Consider the following 19015-nt stretch of genomic DNA (forward strand, 5'->3'; position numbering starts at 1 on the left):
TCTTAACTTGACGCCAATGGCAAGATGCCCACCCTACAAAATTAAATAATTTATTTCTTGGAGTTCCCTAAAAGAATTAATTCGGCTTACCCGTAATCGTGAATGCTGCCCAGTAATAAGGATGATTATAAAGATTTTTATCTGAGGCCATTTTACTATTTCTATATAGTTGTGTAGCCAAATAAGTTTGAATTCTTACTTCTTCAGGATGCAGATTATTCAAAACATCTTCATACCATTTTGTCAGTTCACCAGCAGTTAATTCTTTCAGCCATCGTGTTGCTTCAGCTAAGGCTGTAACGGCTGATTTATTGGGCTGTAATCGTCGGTAAAACTCAATCATCACCAAGGCACTAGCCGAAGATTCTACACTCCAGAGAGTACTCACTACATGAGGAACGCCCTGACTCACAAAACCAGTAACTAAACTCACATATTCGGTGCTGATAGTGTGGTTGGTAGTAATTAAATTTTCACAGGCAGAGAGAGTAATAAGATTGTAACTTGCGAGATTTTGTTGGCAGATTTCATCTAGAGTAAGTCTGTCTTCACCTGTTAATGCTAATTCTGACTTTTTAGGTTCAGCCAAATTATTAGTGACACGACCTGTAAAATGGAAGATGTTGTAATTATCAAACAAGGCATTTTCGACAATATTTTTTGTCGCTTCTGAACCCTGAATTCGTTGGATATTATTGAACATCTGGCTAACAATTTCAGACTCAAGTTTGGCAAATTTAAGTGTGGGATAACCTGTACTCTCAGGATGTTCAATACTGAGTAATAACTTATTTTGCCACTGCCAAATATCTTCAGTTCTGATTGATAAACCTACTTGGGCACTAGGTAGATAGGTGACGGTGAAATTTGATTCTACATTCGGTAACTCTTCCAGTGATGGAGAAGAGAGATGGAAAAGAGTATGAATGGGCAATCTGTACAAGTCACGGTGAGGAATTAAAACCAGTTGGGTGATGCCTTCGAGTTCCTGTGCAATTGTGGAAATATTCAGGATTTCATACAGTTGCAACAGCTTCTCTTCCATATCAACTCGCCAAGAATGCTGGCTTTTACTTTCTTTGTCTTGGGCCGTGCTGCGATATTCTTGGTATTGTTGATGCCAATCTTCTAGCCAAGTTTCAAATTGAATTAGGCGTTGCACTGCTTCAGGTAGGGGCAATTCATTAAGACGGATAGCATCTTCTCCTAAAGGTATTACCCCAGTATCTTGCATGGGTGTAAAGAGTAGGATTGGTGATGGTGCTTGGTCTTTGAGAATAAAAGTCTGTAGAGCGACTGGACTAATATGCCAGTAAATAATTGCTGTTGTAGGATTGAATAGTTGTTGAATTGCCCCATAATAAGGCGAGTAAATATTATCATCCCAGCCGTAAAGTAGCCAGTTTAAACAAGCGTTTTTACCTTGTTCGGCAATTTCCCAGGCTTCAACTAAATCACCAGACTCTACCGCTAAATCAACTGCCAATTGATTAAAGCCTGCAAATTTTAAAGCTAGCTGTTTTTTACTTTCGTCTGAGCGAGTTTCTTCACTCAGTAATTGTTGCAATAAATCTGTACCGCGTTGTAGTAATTCTTGAACTTGTGTTGTTTGTCCCAAACCCATCAGCACTTTGCTTAGAGATTGCAAAACCTCTAGGTGCAACTGGGGAAAATATTCTAATGTCAGGGTTAACAGCGCTTGATGGTACTCAGATGCGGCTTTGCGCCAATAATCGCGGGTATTGCTATGTTTTTTGCCTTGCTCATAGTAAGTATTAGCGATCGCAAAATGCAATCTCCCCCAACCTTCTGGATGGGTATCTGTTCGCAGATGCTTTAACCCTTCCTCGTAGCTGGCTAATTTTCCTTCGTAGCCACTCTGTTGTAAGGCGGGATTTGTCGCTGTGATACTACTCGAAAAATTCAGCAAGGCGTCAGAGTTCACTAAATTACCGATCGCAGTTCCCCGACCAATCCAAGCTTCCCAATAATCTTGTTTAATTTGCAAAGCGTTGTCATAACAAACGATCGCTTCGGCAAATTGTTCTAAATAAAACAGTGCTAACGCCTGATTATACCAAGCTAAGTGGAAGTCGGGTTTAATAGCGATCGCTTGTCGATAGGAGGCGATCGCTTCTTGTCTACGTCCCAAGTTGTCTAATGCTATACCTCGGTTGTACCAAGCTAAGTAGAAGTCGGCTTGAATGGAAAGTGCTTTATCCCAGGAAGCGATCGCTTCTGACCATCTTCCTAAATTAAACAGCACTACACCCCGGTCTATCCAGACTTCGTGGTACTCTGGGTAAATTTCTAGCGCTCTATCGTAAGAGATAATCGCCTCGGCAAATTGTTCGCCGACAGCCAGGGCTATACCTCGGTGATACCAGTTTTCCTGGTCTTCTGGTTCCAAATGCAGCGCTTGGTCATAACTCGCAATAGCTTCTGGTAGCCAACCCAACTTCAGTAGCGCTAAACCCTTGCTAGACCACGCTTCTTGATAGTCTGGTTTAATTTCTATAGCTTTATCAAAAGAAGCGATCGCTTCTTCAAAGTATCCTAATTCTCCGAGAGTTCCACCCCGGTTATACCAAGCTTTGTAGAAGTCGGGTTTCAGTTGTGTCGCTGTTTCGTAAGATGCGATCGCTTCATCAAAACGTTCTAAATGGAATAGCGTCAAGCCTCGGTTAAACCAATATTCTGAGAATTCAGGTTGTAGTTCAATAGCTTGATCATAAGATGCGATCGCGCCTAACAAATCGCCTGTTTTCGCTTGCTGAAGACCTTGGTAAAACCACCCTTGAGCGTGGGTAATCGGATTATCGCTATGTCGCTCAATAATACCTGGGGAATTACTGCTTTGAACTGCCAGATCAGAAGCAAGTTGCTGGACTAAATTGGTACTTTGATCTAATCTCACCCACAACTCATCTAGGGTATAAGCCACATTTGGCTCTAAATTCGTCAAAGTGCTATCCCAGCTTTCCTCTGAGGAAGACGTTGTTAATTCAGTTCTTTGTCTAGTAAAAAGGAGATTTGCTGGTGTTTGAGTTGGATTAACTTTCTCTTCATTGCCAAATCTTAGTTCAGCTAATGAAGTGATTGAATCTTCCGCTGCGGGGAGAGGGAGATTTTCAGGTATTGCCGTTTGAGCATCTTCACCTTCATACTCCAATACCAGTTCCTCTAAGTTTTCGGTCAATATTTCTTCAAAATAGGCATTTTGGGGGGCTGAAGTTATCGGTTCAACATCTTGCACCTCATATTCCCACAATTGCTCACCTAAGCTACGGATTAGCTCTTGCCCAGGAGAAATTGGGAGAATTTCTTCATCGGTTGTAGTTTCTACGATATCTGGCTCATCATACTCCCATAACTGCTCGCCCAAATCGCGCAGCAGTTCTTGCCCAGGAGTGACTTCTACGACATCTGGCTCATCATGCTCCCATAACTGTTCGCCCAAATCGCGCAACAGTTCTTGCCCAGGAGTGACTTCTACCTCATCTTGCGGCTGATTGTCCTGATACTCTATCTCTGTAGGTAAGTTTTGCATTAGCCGGATGCCAATGTTATATGCAACATCTCCAATTCTGCCAACATCAAGTTCACCCAATTCCACCATCTGCGTTGCTAACAGAGGATTGGGTGCGGGTGAGGCTAGCAAGCTTTCGCCAAACATCACCAACCAATCGATCCAGCGTTCAGCCGGAATCCGATTTTCGAGTCGTTGCAGATACCTCAATGCCCACTGTCGTCCTCGTGCTTGATGCACGCCTTCTAACAATTGAATAAACAATTGTTCCAGATCCGCATTGGTTAGTTCTGGTAGTACCTCCACCAGATTGTGTCCTCTCACACCCTTGAGAGAACTAGTCTGCTTACTTGCAATGAGGCGCTTGAATAACCTTTTAAGCGACTGCGATATCCGCCTGAGCATCTGCCACACTCTTGGATTTTGTTTTTCTAGATTGTAGCCATCGTTGTGTTAAAAAACTCATGAATTACGTAAAAATCCATTAGATTCTGACAGCGCTTCCGTAGAAGGTTAGCAAAAAATATACAAAACCTCAAGAGTATAGCATTACAACGTTACAATTCCCAGATTTAACTCTTGAGTTTTGACTTTGGGAAGTCGTTAAAACAATTCGCAATTCGCAATTCGCAATTCGCAATTCGCAATGGGCTAACGCCCCGCTACGCTAACGCAATTACGTTTTGCGTTAGGGAGTCTGCCAGCGTCCGGGGATTTAGACCCCGACCCAAAACGGGCTGCCTGTCTTGCTGGGGACTTAAACCCCCAAAGTTCGTTAATTTTCTGTTTGCTCTGTAGTCGATTCACCAGCAGGATATAGTTGACTAATCAATGCCTGGACAAGCACTTGTGGGTCATCTGTTTCAACAGCAAGCTGTTGAGCAATCTGCTGGCGTAAGTTTTCATCTTCCTGTAACATCACAAACAACTCTTCTAGGGTGACAGTTTGGTATTCTCCCTCCGGGGGGTTATCTGCTGGTGTATCTGTTAACTCTGATACTGGGGCAGTTGTCTCAGAGGGCAAAGTCGTACTGAGAGCATCTGGCCCTTCATATTCCCAGATTGGTTCGCCTTGATTGCGTGTCAACAACTGCATCCCGATACTATAGGCAACATCTCCGATTTCTCCGATGTTCAACTCACCAAGTTGCACTAACCGCGCAGCCATTTCATTATTGGGTGTAGGTGATGCCAGCAATTTGTCGCCAAAGCGCCCTAACCATTCAACCCAGCGTTCAGTTGGGATACGATGTTCAATATTGTGCAGCCACTTCTGTGCCCATGCTTCCCCTCGTGCTTGATGGACTCCTTGCAACAGTTCGTTGAAGAGAAATTCCAGATCCGTATCGTTTAAGGGTGGTGCTGGTTCTTTTGCCACATTCCCCTTAGATTTTGAGGTAGTCTGTTTTCCACCAAACAAGCTCTGAAAAAGCTTTTTGAGCCATTGAAATAGCCGCTTGAGCATCTGCTAGCACCATCGAATATTGCTTATTCTAAAATTGTAGCGATCGCACTGGACTATGGCGTTAGTTCTTTGTCATTTGTCATTTGTCATTTGTCATTTGTCATTTGTTATTGGTCATTTGTCATTTGTCATTAGTTCTTTTTTCCCTACTTCCCACTCTTCTACTAGAACAAATGTACTAAATGATATGCTATAATTCCCATACATTGATGTTGAAGTCATAGTAGAGGATAAGCTCTAGTTGCTTGCTTTCCTGAGTGCCAAAATTTACGGCATGAGTTGAGTGCAAGGGCTATGGCAACATCGATAAACAAAGCAGGTACGAGAGTTTAAAATAGTTGAATCCTAAACTCGACTCGGTGCTACTAATTCACGTTGAAAGGCATTGAAGTCTATTTTTCCATGTCTTACGAACCCCTGCACCACAAATATCGCCCCAAAAGTTTTGCTGAACTGGTGGGCCAAGAGGCGATCGCCACCACCCTCACGAACGCGATCGGCACATCCAAAATCGCCCCCGCCTATTTATTCACTGGGCCTAGAGGTACGGGGAAAACTTCTAGTGCCCGAATTCTGGCTAAATCCCTCAATTGTCTCAAAAGTGACAAGCCCACCGCAGAACCCTGCGGTGTATGTGATGTTTGTCAGGGGATCACTAAGGGCTACGCCTTAGATGTAATTGAAATCGATGCTGCTAGCAACACTGGTGTCGATAATATCCGCGAATTGATTGAAAAAGCCCAGTTTGCCCCTGTGCAGTGTCGCTACAAGGTTTATGTTATTGATGAATGCCACATGCTAAGTACCCAGGCATTCAACGCGCTACTAAAGACACTAGAAGAACCACCGAGACACGTGGTTTTTGTGTTGGCGACAACAGACCCGCAACGGGTGTTACCAACGATTATTTCGCGCTGTCAAAGGTTTGATTTTAGACGTATTCAGTTAGAAGCGATGGTGAAGCATTTAAGTGCGATCGCATCTAAAGAAAACATTCATATTTCAACCGATGCTGTAACCCTGGTAGGCCAACTTGCTCAAGGAGGGTTGCGAGATGCCGAAAGTTTGCTCGACCAATTGGGTTTATTAGCGGGTGAAGTAACACCGGATAGAGTTTGGGATTTAGTTGGGACGGTGAGCGAACAGGACTTGCTAAAACTGTTAAATGCGATCGCTCAAGATAAGCCCGAAGCAGTTCTAGACTGTACTCACTACATCCTAGATCGTGGTCGAGAACCGCTAACTATTCTGCAAAATCTCGCCGCCTTCTACCGCGATTTACTCATAGCTAAAACCGCACCCAATCGCCACGATTTGGTTGCTTGTACTCAGCAAACCTGGAAAGGGCTGGTTGAGTTTGCTCAATACTTCGATATGAGCGTGATTTTAGCAGGACAAAAACACTTGCGAGAAGCTGAAGTGCAAATTAAAAATAGCACCCAGCCGCGTTTGTGGTTGGAAGTAACATTATTAGGATTGTTACCCAGTGCGACAAACATTCAACTACAAGCCCCAAGTGTCGCGCCGCGAGTTCACACACCTGTTGTATCTCCAAGCTATCCTCCAGCAGTTGTTCAAAATCAACCAGTCTCTTCTGTACCTGTAGTTGAACCGCAAACAAATCATAATTCTGCAAACCATCATCTAGCGGTTGCCCAAAATCAGCCCGTCACTTCATCTCCCGTAGTTGAACGGCAAACAAATCACAATTCTGTTGTTAACTCAGTTTCACCACCAACCCCAGAACCTATATCTGTTTCTGTGCCACCTGTGAACGTTGAACCAGTAACTTCAGAAGTTGTTGGGGAAGCAGAATATGACTTAACTCAGGTTTGGCAACAAGTGCTTGCTAACCTCCAGCCAAAATCTAGGCAAGAAATGCTACGTCAAATGAGCCAACTTATCGAGTTCGACGGTGTTGTGGCTCGAATTGCTATTAAACAGGCATGGTATGACAAGGGGAAATCTTATCTACCGATGATTACGGCAGCTTTCCAGCAGACTTTCCAGCGTGAAATCCAGATAAATATAGAAAAAGGAATTTCTTCAAACTCTACCTCAGCCAGAAAAAATCCTCCGCCAAAAGACTCTACTCGTGTTCAGCAACCAGCTACTTCTAGTTACAACCAGCAAATTTCGTCTCCAGCGCCAGTACCACAGCCAGCAACGCCAGCACCAGCAGCCCTAAAAATCGAGCCAGCAGCAAGAAATGGCAATGGGGCAAATGGAAATGGAGTAAATGGAAATGGGACAAATGGAAATAGGGGAAATGGAAATGGGGCGCAAACTTTGCCTCCACCGCCAAAGCAAACACCTACAACTGATTGGGAAGTTGATGAAGTAGCGATCGCAGCTCAACGTCTAGCAGAATTTTTCAACGGACAAATTATCCGTTTTGCAGATGATTTCCCAGAATTCTCCGATTCCATAACTACACCTGAATGGGTAGAAGAAGCAGAAGTTGATGATGAATAATGCTCTTGTATTTAATTAAAAACTGGGAAATGAATAAAACTTATTTGATGCGGAAAAATAATCAAAGCTGATGTTAATAATTATACCTTACTCGTGATTTTAGTTTCAAGAAAATACTACAAAGCTATATTCGACTTAGATTTTTAGTTTTACTAATAGTTAAGTTTATTTTGTTTAATTAATTAGTTGTTTGTTTGTTTTTACCATAAAATATGCGATGTAACCGATTTTTTTGAGTAATATAGTTGCTTATAAAGTGAGGGATAATCGCTATGCTTTAGGTCGAGATTGACTGGTTTCCCCCAGCCAACGTAACCTAAGTTGTCCATTATTGTTGTCGTGTTCTTCTTGATAATAATAAACCATACAATAAATATACGTGCCTTCTTGAGGCCACTGAGCATAATCTAGAGGTAGTGGTTTACATTCCTCTTTGTAGTAAAAAATAGGCCCAATATGAATTAAACCTATATACCTATAGGAATCCTTTGGAAAATTATCGACTTCTATAAATATGCCAAAAGGTTTAATTTTTCCTACTTTTGCCCAAAACTTACGACCAATGGGAAATTGCTGCTTAAGCAGTAACCAGTGTTCTTTCCTAAGTAGCCGCCATTGTTCTTCATTCATTTTCATCAGGAGTCTCAGGCACGAAAGTCAGCATTTAAAAGAGAGATTACACTTGTCATATTTTTGGCTTTACACTAACTATAATTTACGATTTAGCACTCTCAAAACTATTTATTTACTCAGTATAAAATACACAGTAGTATCAACTTAATTGACCTGAACGTAGGATACTTTCATCGCTACAATGTTACTATCAGTGGCGAAGTTTTTCAGTGAAAAAGGCAGGAGGCAGAGGGCATTATTCCTCCTGTCTCCTGCCTCTGTTATTTTTAATTCCCCAAATGGGCTATTCCCCATTCCCCGTATGCAAGGTTTTCACCCATTTCAGGCGCTTTGGTCTTACCGACATCCGGGCAGTAGTACTGCTCATGACGACTAACCAGTGCAACATATATAAACTGCCACGCAGGGTTTGCATCAGCATCGTAAGATATGTAGAAAGTGGGAATTTTTGATCTTGACGTACCCGCTTCAGACCTGTAAACATCCCTACCATCGACATAGTAACGGACAAGCCTGTGATGGGACTTAACATGGGTGGACGATGACGAGCGATCGCCATTAATAAATCTGGGACTGCTGCTGTTGGCAAAATATACATAATCAGCATAAAAATCAGCAAATCCCAACTCTTGCGAGTTCCCATGCGGTTTTTGAGAATTAAATCCCAATAATCCAGGTAGCGTTGATAACCACCTTCTGCCCAACGGTTGCGCTGATGCCAAAGTGCGATCGCACTTGTCACACCTTCTTCTTGCACCGCTGGATGGAAAACACACTCAATATCCCATTTATTCAAATGTAAACGGATTGTCAAATCCAAATCATCGGTAATGGTTTCTTCATTCCAGCCACCGCAGCTTTCCAAGGCGGAACGCCGGACAAATTGACCATTTCCCCGCAGTTCACCAATGCCACCAAGGGCAGTCCGCTGTTGCTGAAACCAGGTATCAAGGGCCATTTCTGCCATTTGACCCTTAGTCCAAAAGTTTGCTTTAGCGTTGGCGATCGCTTTTCGCACCTGCACCGCCCCCACGTTTTCTCTTTGAAATAAAGGTACTACCTGTTGCAGCAAGTCTGGTGTTACTTGGGCATCAGCATCAAATACTGCTATAATATCGCCCTTTGTCAGCGGCAATACCTGATTCAACGCCCCCGATTTGCCACCAGTAGCTTCTGCTGAACGCCTTAGTACTTTCAGTTGATCGTGTTTCTGTTCGAGTTCTGCTAATAAATCCGGCGTGCTATCACTGCTGTGATCGTCAATTATCCAAATTTCGTACTGCCCACCTGGATATTCCAGATTACAAAGATTTTTGACTAATTTAGCAATTACCGCTTCCTCATTTTTTGCAGCCACCAGCACAGAAACAGAAGGTAAATCTCCCTGTATTTCTTTTGGATAGCGACGGGATTTAGTAAACACTACCACCAAAGCATGAAATCCTAGAATGGTGGTCAGTCCTAGAATAAAAATGGAAGCCCAAGAAACTAAATGTAGAGCGATTGTGCCACTCCAGACGATAGTCAAGACTAGAGCTGCTTTGCCTCTACGACCTTGAAACCGGGATGGTAGAGACATAGAATCTGTCTCTAACACTGACTCCTCATCTACTGATAGGTCAGACAACAAGGAGTTGAGCGGCTCAAGCTCTTGATAAGAATCTTTTTCGGGCCAGGAATTCGCTGGCATAGGTTAGGTTGCTTGATTCAAAAACCACTATTTGTCTACAGTTAGTAATTTTACGGACAAATATCCCTAAGCTACTTTTCCCGATATTAATCGGAATGGATAAACTGCAATACCCGCTATCCCTAAGCCAAAAGCCGCTAAGACTACCTTTGTTGTCACTGCCACTCTGGGTAATTACCTCAAATTAACCACGTTTGCTACTCCTAAACAGAGGCTTGATTCCTTTGATAGCCACTTGGGCAGGAAGCTTGTAGAGTCGGACTTTCTCTAATGAGAACTCCGATTTGGGCAAAGTAATAGTAAGGTAGCAGCAGCTTGTTGTTGGGAGAAACAGCAATAATAACATCCACAACTTTACAGTGGGGGGTTTTTATGTTATTGCTCCCCGCTTTGATAAAAGTTTATGCAGCCCCATTCTAACCGAAATTTTAATATTTCTTAGCAGTAACTTCATTTATTGGGCATGGGGCATTGGGCATTGGGCATGGGGCATTGGGCATGGGGCATTGGGCATAGGGCATGGGGCATTGGGCATGGGGCATAAGGGATGAGTCTTTGATACTTGCTAATGAGTCTTTGAACTCCACTACTCTGCTCCCTATTCCCTATTCCCTATTCCCTATTCCCCATTCCCCATTCCCTATGCCCTATGCCCCATTCCCTATTCCCCACTCACCACTGTGTGCTTTAGATACATCTTTTGGGAATACTACTAACATCCACTAATATCCCCGGTTGCAAACTAACTTGAGGAATATTTAACAATGTCTATTGAACAACTCCAGCCTGCCACTCAACAACAAGCCAGTGTTTACTTACCTTACGTTCAGGGTACTAAGCGCAATTTTTTACCTTATGCCATCAGTCTTTATCAAAAAGGGGTCTTGGAGGGACACAGGAAGATAGAAGCCAGTGAACACGTCCCTTTTGTCGCCTCCTGGAATGTTGCTACCCTACCATCAGACTTAACCCGTTGCCGAATTCAGTTTGATGGCAATGCTGACTTGAGTTACGAACTAATGATGGCCAGTTTCGAGTTTATTAATTTTTTAATTGAACTTATGGACAACTATAAACGTCATCGCGTGACCGATTTTTCACAACCGTTTTATCGCAAGTTACTACGTATAGATGATTGAGTGAACTCAGCCGATGTAGGGACAATTCATCAATTGTCCCTACCAAGGATTTCGAGGTCTTTGAAGACGCGATAAATCGCGTCTCTACATGAGGGTTTTGTTGCTCATTCTGAACTGTATTGATCTATATTCTGACTCCTGAATTCTGACTCCTGAATTCTGACTTTAAACTTTTTTCCCATCGGCTGCTAAAAGTTCCAGAATGACTCCATTTGTCCAGCCGAAACCAACTTCGTTAGAACTATATCCAAAAGAGATTTCGTCGGAAACGTTGGCGGAACAGCGTTCAACATCATATTTCTCAACTAGAGTGTTGTGACGCTCGAATTCTTTAATTACCATAGCCAGGAATTTGTTGGTAATGCGATCGCCTTCTGTATGATACCCATAGCGGTGAAGTCCCTGGACGGCAATTAATGTCAATGGTGCCCAGCCAAAGGGCGCATCCCATTGGTTTCCGGTGACATGAGTACTGGTCAAAATTCCGCCTGGGGCTTCAAACAATGAGAGATTTTCTACGACGCGCTGGGCTTGAGCTTGAGAAGCAATTCCCAGCCATAGAGGATAGAAGGTGGTAGCAAATTCGTAGCGGCGGCGTTTTCCACTTTGGAAGTGATAATCCAGATAAAGTCCCCGTTCTTCATCCCAGAGACATTTATCGATGCGATCGCGGCGGATATTTGCACGATCGCGCCATTGTTTTTCCAGTTCTGCGTTCCCTAAAATGTCGTTAATTTGCCCCAAGTCTTGTTCCACCTGATACAGCAAACTGTTGAGGCACACAGGAGCATAGTGAAGGATGTCAGCACTGAAGGGGCCAAATCGGTTGGTGATATCAAAACCAGACTCTCGCATGGTGCGATCGCCCCGATAAAATAGATTGGTCAATTCGTCATTTTCTTGGTTGTAGTAAAGACTAACGTCATAATCCTCAACCTCAAAAGTTTTATAGTACTCCTTGACGCGATCGTAGTGGCTTTTTCCCTCTTCATCCCGCTCAGAGAACAAAACTTCTGGCGCGGGGCCTTCCCCAAAAGCATAGAATCGGGATAAGCCTATGGGAGCATTGAGATGGGGCGGTACTACCCAGTAATAATAAAACTGTTCTAGGATCGGTACGGTTGACCTTAGCCACTCTTCATCCTGGGTGTGCTGGAATAGCGCCAAAACCATCATGCTGAGGACGGGGGGTTGCGATCGCGACAGCATATAAGTCCGATTGGAATTGAGGATAGTGCCGTAATGCTGCACCTGATAAAGCATTTGCTCTACTTGGCTTTGGGCTAGATCCAATTCTTCATCGTGTAAAAGTCCCAGTAATATAAAGTAGCTATCCCAGCCATACATTTCGTTAAAGCGCCCACCAGGGACGATATAAGGCCCTGGTAGGTATAGTAATCCGTGTTCTTTAATTGCTTCGACTTCTGGTGGTAAAGTGCGAATTTCAAGCTGTTGCATATCTTTGGAAGATAGCGATCGCTCTAACACCGTTTGAATGTTGGGACAATCTTCTGATGGTGAAATGTAGACTATCCAAGGAGTGCCGCTTTTGTGGTCTAGTTTGGTATCCTTGGCAGATTGTAATAAGTGTTCGTGCGATCGCGTTAAGGTTTTCCACGTTTTTTTAATATGGACGCGCACGGCTTCAATTTGCGCGGTGGTAAGTGCTGGGGGAGTGGTCATAATTCAGAATTATTTTTTAACGCAAAGGGGAGGCAGCGCGGTCTTGGGGGTTTCCCCCATGAGCGACTGCCGTCGCGAAGGGAACCGCAGAGGTACGCAGAGGTTTTACTGGGTTCTCTCTACGTGTGATGGATTTATATTTTTACTCGGCAGTGCTAATTAAGAGAGCTACTGGAAAATGGGTGAGGGCTGCTGCGATAGATAGGGTTTCTGTAGCTTGTAAGGGTTGCTGAGTTATAACATTTTTCCAGGTGTGGGAAGTTCCAGGGGGTAATTGTAGATGCGTATCTTGCCAAACCGACTCGCCCAGGGGGTTGTCTCCAGGTTGAATGAGGCTGGTTAAAAAGCGAGGTGCGATCGCGATCGCTGTTTGATTTCCTTCCCGTCGCGCAAAGGCGATAATGTGATTGGCGGAGGTTCCTTGAACTTCTAAGGGTAGATAGTCACCGTCCTGGAATAATGAAACATAGTTTGTTCTGGCTTGGAGTAATTGAGCCGTTAAAAATAGTTTAATTCTACCGTCGGTTTTCTGGTTCAGTAACTCCTGAATTAGTCCGAGAATATCTGTTTTTGCTTGTTCGCGGATGGCGCTTAAGTAAGTACGTCTCTGTTCAAAATCCACGGGACGGCGATTGTCTGGATCTACGAGGCTGAGTTCCCAAAATTCCGTTCCTTGGTAAAAGTCTGGTATACCAGGTGCGGTACTTTTTAATAGAGTTTGAGAAAGGGAATTGAATATCCCATAGTCTGCAATTCGCTGTTGAAAAGGACGAAAAACTTCTAGAAATTCCCCAGAGATGGAAGAGTCGAGTACTTTCTCAATAAAGGAGGTACAAGCTTCTTCGTACTCGCTATCAGGCCGCAACCATGCTGTATGCACTTTCGCTTCTCGAATTGCTTTAATTATATAGTCCTTCACCCGTTCCACAAAGGATGCCTGTTCATGTTCGGCAAAGGGAAACGCCCCCACCAGGGTTTGATAGAGAAAATACTCATCATTGCGATCGGGCATAGCAAACCCGTGGCGATGGCTACGATTTCCTCGATTAATGGCGCTCCAAGTATTTACCTGCTGTTCCCACTCATCGGGGATTTCTGAGAGGACATTCAACCTAGCCCGCACATCTTCGCCGCGCTTGGTGTCGTGGGTGGCTGTGGTGTTCATTGTGTGGGGCCAGGTTGCTTGGTGCTGTTGGTTAAAGTCATGAAATTTGGTTACTGTAATTCCAAAATGACTGGGATTACCCCCAACTTCATTTAGCGACAGCAAGCGATTGTAAACATATAATGTGGTGTCTTCAACGCCTTTGGCCATAAGCGGGCCGCTGTATTGCTGCATTCGCAAGACAAAATATATCCACTGTTCGCGTTCTGTTTGAGTCAGAGAATTATCAAACTCTAGCAGCATTAACTTTTCAATAAAGGTCAATTCGTGCTGCAACAGGGGCGCTTGTTCTTTGGCTTGGCTAATTACTTCTTGAATGGTGGCGCGATCGCTATCTCCAATGCCATCGGGGGTAATATAAGTACGATAAATCGGGAAGAGTGTCAAAACTTCTGCGATCGCTCTTTTTAATCCATTCAGTGTAAAATCATTGCCATAGCGATATTTACTGGAAATATTCTTGAGTAAAAGAGCCAAATTGTCAATATCACCTGCTAAATTCTTTTCCAGTATCAGGTGCTTTTTATCCTTCACTACCGAGGCATAATCTACTCTTGAACCAATAAAGTTCTGGTAGATTTTATCAAACTGTGGTTCATTTTCATATTGACAAAATACACCATTTACATAGTTCAAAAAGTCATATCCAGATGTACCTTCAATTTCCCAATTTTCTGGTAATTCTTCGCTAAATTCTAAAATCTTCTCAACGGTGATATAAGTATCTCCCGTCTTTTCTCTCAACCTTTCAAGATACTGGATTGGGTTATAAAGTCCATCAATATGGTCAATGCGTAAACCTGTAAATTTGCCTTCCTCAACCAGTTTTTGAATTAGGCTGTGGGTATTATTAAAAACTCGCAGTTCTTCAACTTTTACAGAAATCAGTTCGTTGACAGTAAAGAAACGGCGATAGTTCATTTCCTCCGCCCCAACTTTCCAGAAGGCGAGACGGTAAAATTGGTCATTCAGTAATTCATCTAGCAAGTTAAAGCTTTCTGGATTACCCGGTTCTCCGTTAAAAGTTTGGATATTTTCGTCAATAAACTCACGAATCGTATCGTTTGTGGTGTAGAGTTCCCAAACTAATCCTTTAATAAATGCGATTTGGTCTTGTCGCTGTTTTCCCGCAACCTCTGAGGGCACATTTTTGAGAATGTAGAGAATCCCCAATAGCTTAATAAAATCGGGGTGATTGCGTCCTAGTGTACGGGTGAGCTTACCTAAATTATGAGTGATAAATTTTGTGTACGACTCTAACCGCAGTGGCAGTTTTAAGCTGTAATAGTTGACAGTTAAACCGTTTTCTTCGTATTGCAGTTGAATGTGTCCGTTTTCTAGGGACGCACCATAGAAATCTCCCAGTAGTGGCGCGAGAATTCGCTCTTGGCGATTGCCAAAGGGTGCATTCCAAGAAAGGTCGAAGTAGTCGGTATAAGTGGAATCTGGCCCGTGTTCTAATACGTCCATCAAGTAAAGATTTTCGCTGGTATAGGCCATGTGATTGGGCACAATATCTTGCAACCAGCCCATACCAAGGGATTGAACTTCATCAACTAATGCATCAAAGGATTCATTAGTTCCCAGTTCGGGGTTAAGTTGAGTTGCATCTACTATATCGTAACCGTGCGTACTCCCAGAGCGTGCCTTAAAAATGGGGGAGGCGTATAAATCGGAAATACCTAAATCTGCTAGATAAGCTGCGATCGCTTTAGCGTTGTCAAAGCCAAACTGGGGTGTAAACTGAATTCGATAAGTTGCGGTAGGAATTCGCATATTTTTTTTAGGGGCGAGTGGGAATTTGAGCCTTTTAGCCTGAACGTTGAGCCTTTTTGCTCGGACATTGAGCCTTTTAGCCTGAACATTGAGCCTTTTAGCCTGAACGTTGAGCCTTTTAGCCTGAACATTGAGCCTTTTAGCTCGAACGTTGAGCCTTTTAGCTCGAAACTTTAAGTTTTAACAAATCTTACTCCCCTTCCCTCGTAGGGACTACAGTGTACACACATGTCCATCTCACCCCCTCTAACTCCCCCGATGCCTTGGGGGAGAACCGGATATCTCCCCCCTTTGCAAGGGGGGATTAAGGGGGGTAAATCCAGGGTTTGCGCTTCATTACCAAGATATGTGTACACCGTAGCTCGTAGGGAAGGGGCTGGGGGTTAGGTCTGTATTGCACTCAACTCAGAAACCCTATATCTTAATACGGTTGAGTTAAGGGCTGATTGTACAAAATTGCGAATTGCTGTAACTCCCTCATCCTTTTTCATACAGGACTATACTAGTCGCTTTTACTGTCACTTCTTGACCCGCAGACAGATGTTCAGCGGCTTCAGAACCAGGCCCAGACCATAAGGTATCTGCTGAGTCCAACAATTTGTTAGCATTTTGCTCAATTGGCAAGGTCACTTTTACTGGTGATGAATTAAAGTTCATTACAAATATTATTTCACTCGATTCGCACCAACGACGCACGATGACTACCTGCTTGTCTTCATCGCTAGTTGCTTCAATGAAATTGCGGTCTTGATTTAAAAGTGCTGGATGCGTCTTGCGTAAATTAATTAACTGGCGATACCAATCCCATAGAATCTTGTGATTACCTTCATGGCGTAATTGCCAATTAAGTTTAGAACGCAGGAAAGTTTCTGCCGATTCGGGATCTGGGGGATCATCTGCATAGTGAAATGCTTCAAATTCTTGCTTGCGTCCGGCTCGAACTGCTTGAATTAAATCTGGATCGGAGTGACTGACAAAGTAAATGAAGGGTGCAGTTTCACCGTATTCTTCTCCCATAAATAACAGGGGTAAGTAGGGAGACAACAGCACAGCACCAGCAGCCAACTTTAATCCTTCAAAAGAGATTCGCTGGGTGAGGCGTTCTCCTTTCATTTGGTTGCCGATTTGATCGTGATTCTGAATGCAGACTGTAAACTGTGATAAAGAGCGATCGCGGCAAGATATACCATGAAATCGTTTGCGATCGGGCGAGTATTTCCAATCGTAGACAAAAGTATCGTTGTAAGCTTTTGCCAAATCAGCAAACTGCCCAAAATCTTGATAATACCCTTGGCGATCGCCTGTCAAGAGTGCGTGCAATGCATGGTGAAAATCATCACTCCATTGAGCATCGATTCCATATCCACCCAATTCTGATGGACGAATGATTTGCGGATTATTCAAATCACTTTCAGCAATTAAGTGGCGTTTCCATGTTTGCCCTTCTTGTGAGAAATTATGAACAGCTTCGGACAGTTCCCATAAAAAATGCTTGGCTCCCAAATCGTAAATCGCTTGAATCGCATCGAGGCGCAATGCATCAATGTGGAATTCTCGCAACCAGTAAAGCGCATTTTCGATAAAATAATTTCGCAAACCCTGACTATGGGCATCATCGAAATTTAGCGCTTCGCCCCACGGCGTTTTATAGGTTTTAGTAAAATAAGGCGCGAACTGACTCATGTAGTTGCCTTCTGGCCCAAAGTGGTTATAAACCACATCCAGCACAACGGCAATATTGTGTTGGTGACAAGCATTTACTAGTTGCTTCAGTTCGGCTGGGCTACCGTAAGAATTTTGGACAGCAAAAGGGTAAACGCCATCATAGCCCCAGTTGCGATATGCAAGAGTTGCCTCAATATGAGTATCTCCCGGAAACTGGGAGATGGGCATAATTTCAATAGCGTTAATTCCTAGTTCTCTCAGTTCTGGCAAACGGGAAATAATGGCGGTGAAAGTTCCTTCAGGTGAAAATGTCCCAACATGAAGTTCATAGAAAATCATCGACTCCAAAGGAATACCTGCCCATGCTTCATCAGTCCAATCAAAATGATGATCGACAACTTGCGACGGCCCATGCACCCCTTCTGGTTGATACTGCGACGCCGGATCGGCAAAAGCATCTTGGCCATTTAAGACATACTGATAAAGCGTACCCGGATATACATCGTTGACTTTAGCGTGCCAGTATCCCTCAGACTGAGGCTTGAGGGGAATAACCTGTTGTTGTGGCGTCAAGGTTTTTACCGTAACGCTATCTAATAGCGGAGACCAAACTGTAAATTCACATTCTCCGTTACCTAAGTAGTTAGCACCAATTCTCACGCAGTATCCTCCCGTCAGTCCAGTGTGTTGTGCCGAATTGTGGCGCGATGGCATACCCGCCCTTTCCGGTGGCGATCGCAATTGTCATTGATTGCACAATATTTACAAACACGCCAGATAGCATAATGGTTGGTCTAGCAGACTTTTTGCTAGCACCTGGAGGCGGATTTTTTACTAAAATAAACTCTGTCTAATGACAAATAAGCAAACAGGGCAATACGGTTCGGTTAAGGTTTTTTGATTAAAATTCTAGATCGCCAAGACGCATTGAAGGAGGCAGGAGGCAGGAGGCAGGAGGTTTTTTTTCAGAAGGGGATTCAAACCCCTCCTGAAAAAGAGCCACCAAATTGAAAATTTGGAGTTCTTGCCTTAACCAACAGCATTGGGAGGTAAAAGGCAGGAGGCAGGAATTTTGAAATCCACAGAGGTAAGGTAAAGCCTCGTATAGCTGTGGTTTATTTAACTTCTGTTGACTTGCAGCTACCATCGACGCAGTATGCCGATTTATAAGTACTAGAACGCTTACCAAAAATGGTGTAACGATTATCGCGGATTTGTTCGTAAAAGCGATCGCCTGCCCATTTCATCCCCGGTAAGGCTCGATAAGCGTCTACAAATATACTTCCTGCTGGCAATAACCGCCCAATTTCTTCTGCTGCGTTACTCCCTTGCCAACGCTTCTGAGGTTGATTGCCATCAATTAAAATCATCCCCTGTTCGCAATCTTGGGCTGTAATCCCCCACTGTAAAAGTGTCTGCTCATCTTGCATAGAAGCGTAGCGAAATAACTTTCCCTTGTCTAAGGTTTCGAGAAATTGTACTAGGGTAACGCAGAGATTACAATTTCCGTCGTAGATTACATAGTAGTTCATGGAAATAACTGCTCTTTGGCAATTGACTTGTCGGATGTGTCTAAACATGGGTCACCGAATGTTTTTCCCTTAAAATCGGGTTTTCCATCTGTTTTGTTTCCTCACTTCCCTTGTTTTCCTAATTTACATCTATTTGTGTCTACACTTTAGCGGTAGGATTTCGTCGTATCGCTTTGCTCGTAATCACATTTCACTGGTCTGGAACGCCTGAAACCCTTGCAGCTAACACTTGTGTGTCCACCGTAGCGATGCCTTGGGGAGAC

Annotated in this window: 12 protein-coding genes; 3 read left to right on the forward strand and 9 right to left on the reverse strand. The window is 43.5% G+C overall.

What is annotated here, in order from left to right; translation table 11 throughout:
- Positions 1-76: 76 nt before the first annotated feature.
- The gene (locus A4S05_RS17915) at positions 77-3934 is read right to left on the reverse strand and encodes a CHAT domain-containing protein (protein WP_069071155.1); all 3858 of its coding nucleotides are present in this window, start codon (positions 3932-3934) and stop codon (positions 77-79) included.
- Positions 3935-4304: 370 nt separating this feature from the next.
- Complete coding sequence (locus A4S05_RS17920) at positions 4305-4994, reverse strand: hypothetical protein (protein WP_069071156.1); 690 nt, start codon at positions 4992-4994, stop codon at positions 4305-4307.
- Between the two features lie 402 nt (positions 4995-5396).
- Between A4S05_RS17920 and A4S05_RS17925 the strand changes: the two genes are divergently transcribed.
- The gene (locus A4S05_RS17925) at positions 5397-7469 is read left to right on the forward strand and encodes a DNA polymerase III subunit gamma/tau (protein ID WP_069071157.1); all 2073 of its coding nucleotides are present in this window, start codon (positions 5397-5399) and stop codon (positions 7467-7469) included.
- 270 nt (positions 7470-7739) lie between these two features.
- Here the strand turns inward: A4S05_RS17925 and A4S05_RS17930 are convergent, their stop codons facing one another.
- The 3 genes from A4S05_RS17930 to A4S05_RS41735 form a co-directional block, all read right to left on the reverse strand.
- Positions 7740-8099: a hypothetical protein gene (locus tag A4S05_RS17930; RefSeq protein ID WP_141699749.1), complete on the reverse strand. Its 360-nt coding sequence runs from the start codon at positions 8097-8099 to the stop codon at positions 7740-7742.
- Between the two features lie 286 nt (positions 8100-8385).
- Entirely contained in the window at positions 8386-9792 is a 1407-nt protein-coding gene (locus tag A4S05_RS17935) for a glycosyltransferase family 2 protein (RefSeq protein ID WP_069071159.1), read from the reverse strand.
- A 428-nt stretch (positions 9793-10220) separates the two neighbouring features.
- Positions 10221-10379, reverse strand: coding sequence for a hypothetical protein (locus A4S05_RS41735; RefSeq protein WP_176727037.1), 159 nt, complete (start codon positions 10377-10379; stop codon positions 10221-10223).
- A gap of 177 nt (positions 10380-10556) precedes the next feature.
- Between A4S05_RS41735 and ebsA the strand changes: the two genes are divergently transcribed.
- The gene (ebsA, locus tag A4S05_RS17940) at positions 10557-10931 is read left to right on the forward strand and encodes a type IV pilus biogenesis protein EbsA (RefSeq protein WP_069071160.1); all 375 of its coding nucleotides are present in this window, start codon (positions 10557-10559) and stop codon (positions 10929-10931) included.
- A 165-nt stretch (positions 10932-11096) separates the two neighbouring features.
- Here the strand turns inward: ebsA and A4S05_RS17945 are convergent, their stop codons facing one another.
- From A4S05_RS17945 to treZ, 3 genes are all read right to left on the reverse strand, one after another.
- Positions 11097-12614, reverse strand: a complete 1518-nt coding sequence (locus A4S05_RS17945; protein WP_069071161.1) for a trehalase family glycosidase — start codon at positions 12612-12614, stop codon at positions 11097-11099.
- A gap of 142 nt (positions 12615-12756) precedes the next feature.
- Complete coding sequence (treY, locus tag A4S05_RS17950; protein ID WP_069071162.1) at positions 12757-15555, reverse strand: malto-oligosyltrehalose synthase; 2799 nt, start codon at positions 15553-15555, stop codon at positions 12757-12759.
- A gap of 477 nt (positions 15556-16032) precedes the next feature.
- The gene (gene treZ, locus A4S05_RS17955; RefSeq protein WP_069071163.1) at positions 16033-17880 is read right to left on the reverse strand and encodes a malto-oligosyltrehalose trehalohydrolase; all 1848 of its coding nucleotides are present in this window, start codon (positions 17878-17880) and stop codon (positions 16033-16035) included.
- 47 nt (positions 17881-17927) lie between these two features.
- On the opposite strand from treZ, the gene A4S05_RS41740 reads away from it, so the two are divergent.
- Complete coding sequence (locus A4S05_RS41740) at positions 17928-18074, forward strand: hypothetical protein (protein ID WP_176727038.1); 147 nt, start codon at positions 17928-17930, stop codon at positions 18072-18074.
- Between the two features lie 261 nt (positions 18075-18335).
- On the opposite strand, the gene A4S05_RS17960 is transcribed toward A4S05_RS41740, so the two are convergent.
- A complete protein-coding gene (locus A4S05_RS17960; RefSeq protein ID WP_069071164.1) occupies positions 18336-18752 on the reverse strand; it encodes a thiol-disulfide oxidoreductase DCC family protein in 417 nt (138 codons plus the stop codon).
- Between the last annotated feature and the right edge of the window lie 263 nt (positions 18753-19015).

The sequence above is a fragment of the Nostoc sp. KVJ20 genome (genome assembly GCF_001712795.1).
In the GTDB taxonomy this organism is placed as follows: Bacteria; Cyanobacteriota; Cyanobacteriia; order Cyanobacteriales; family Nostocaceae; genus Nostoc.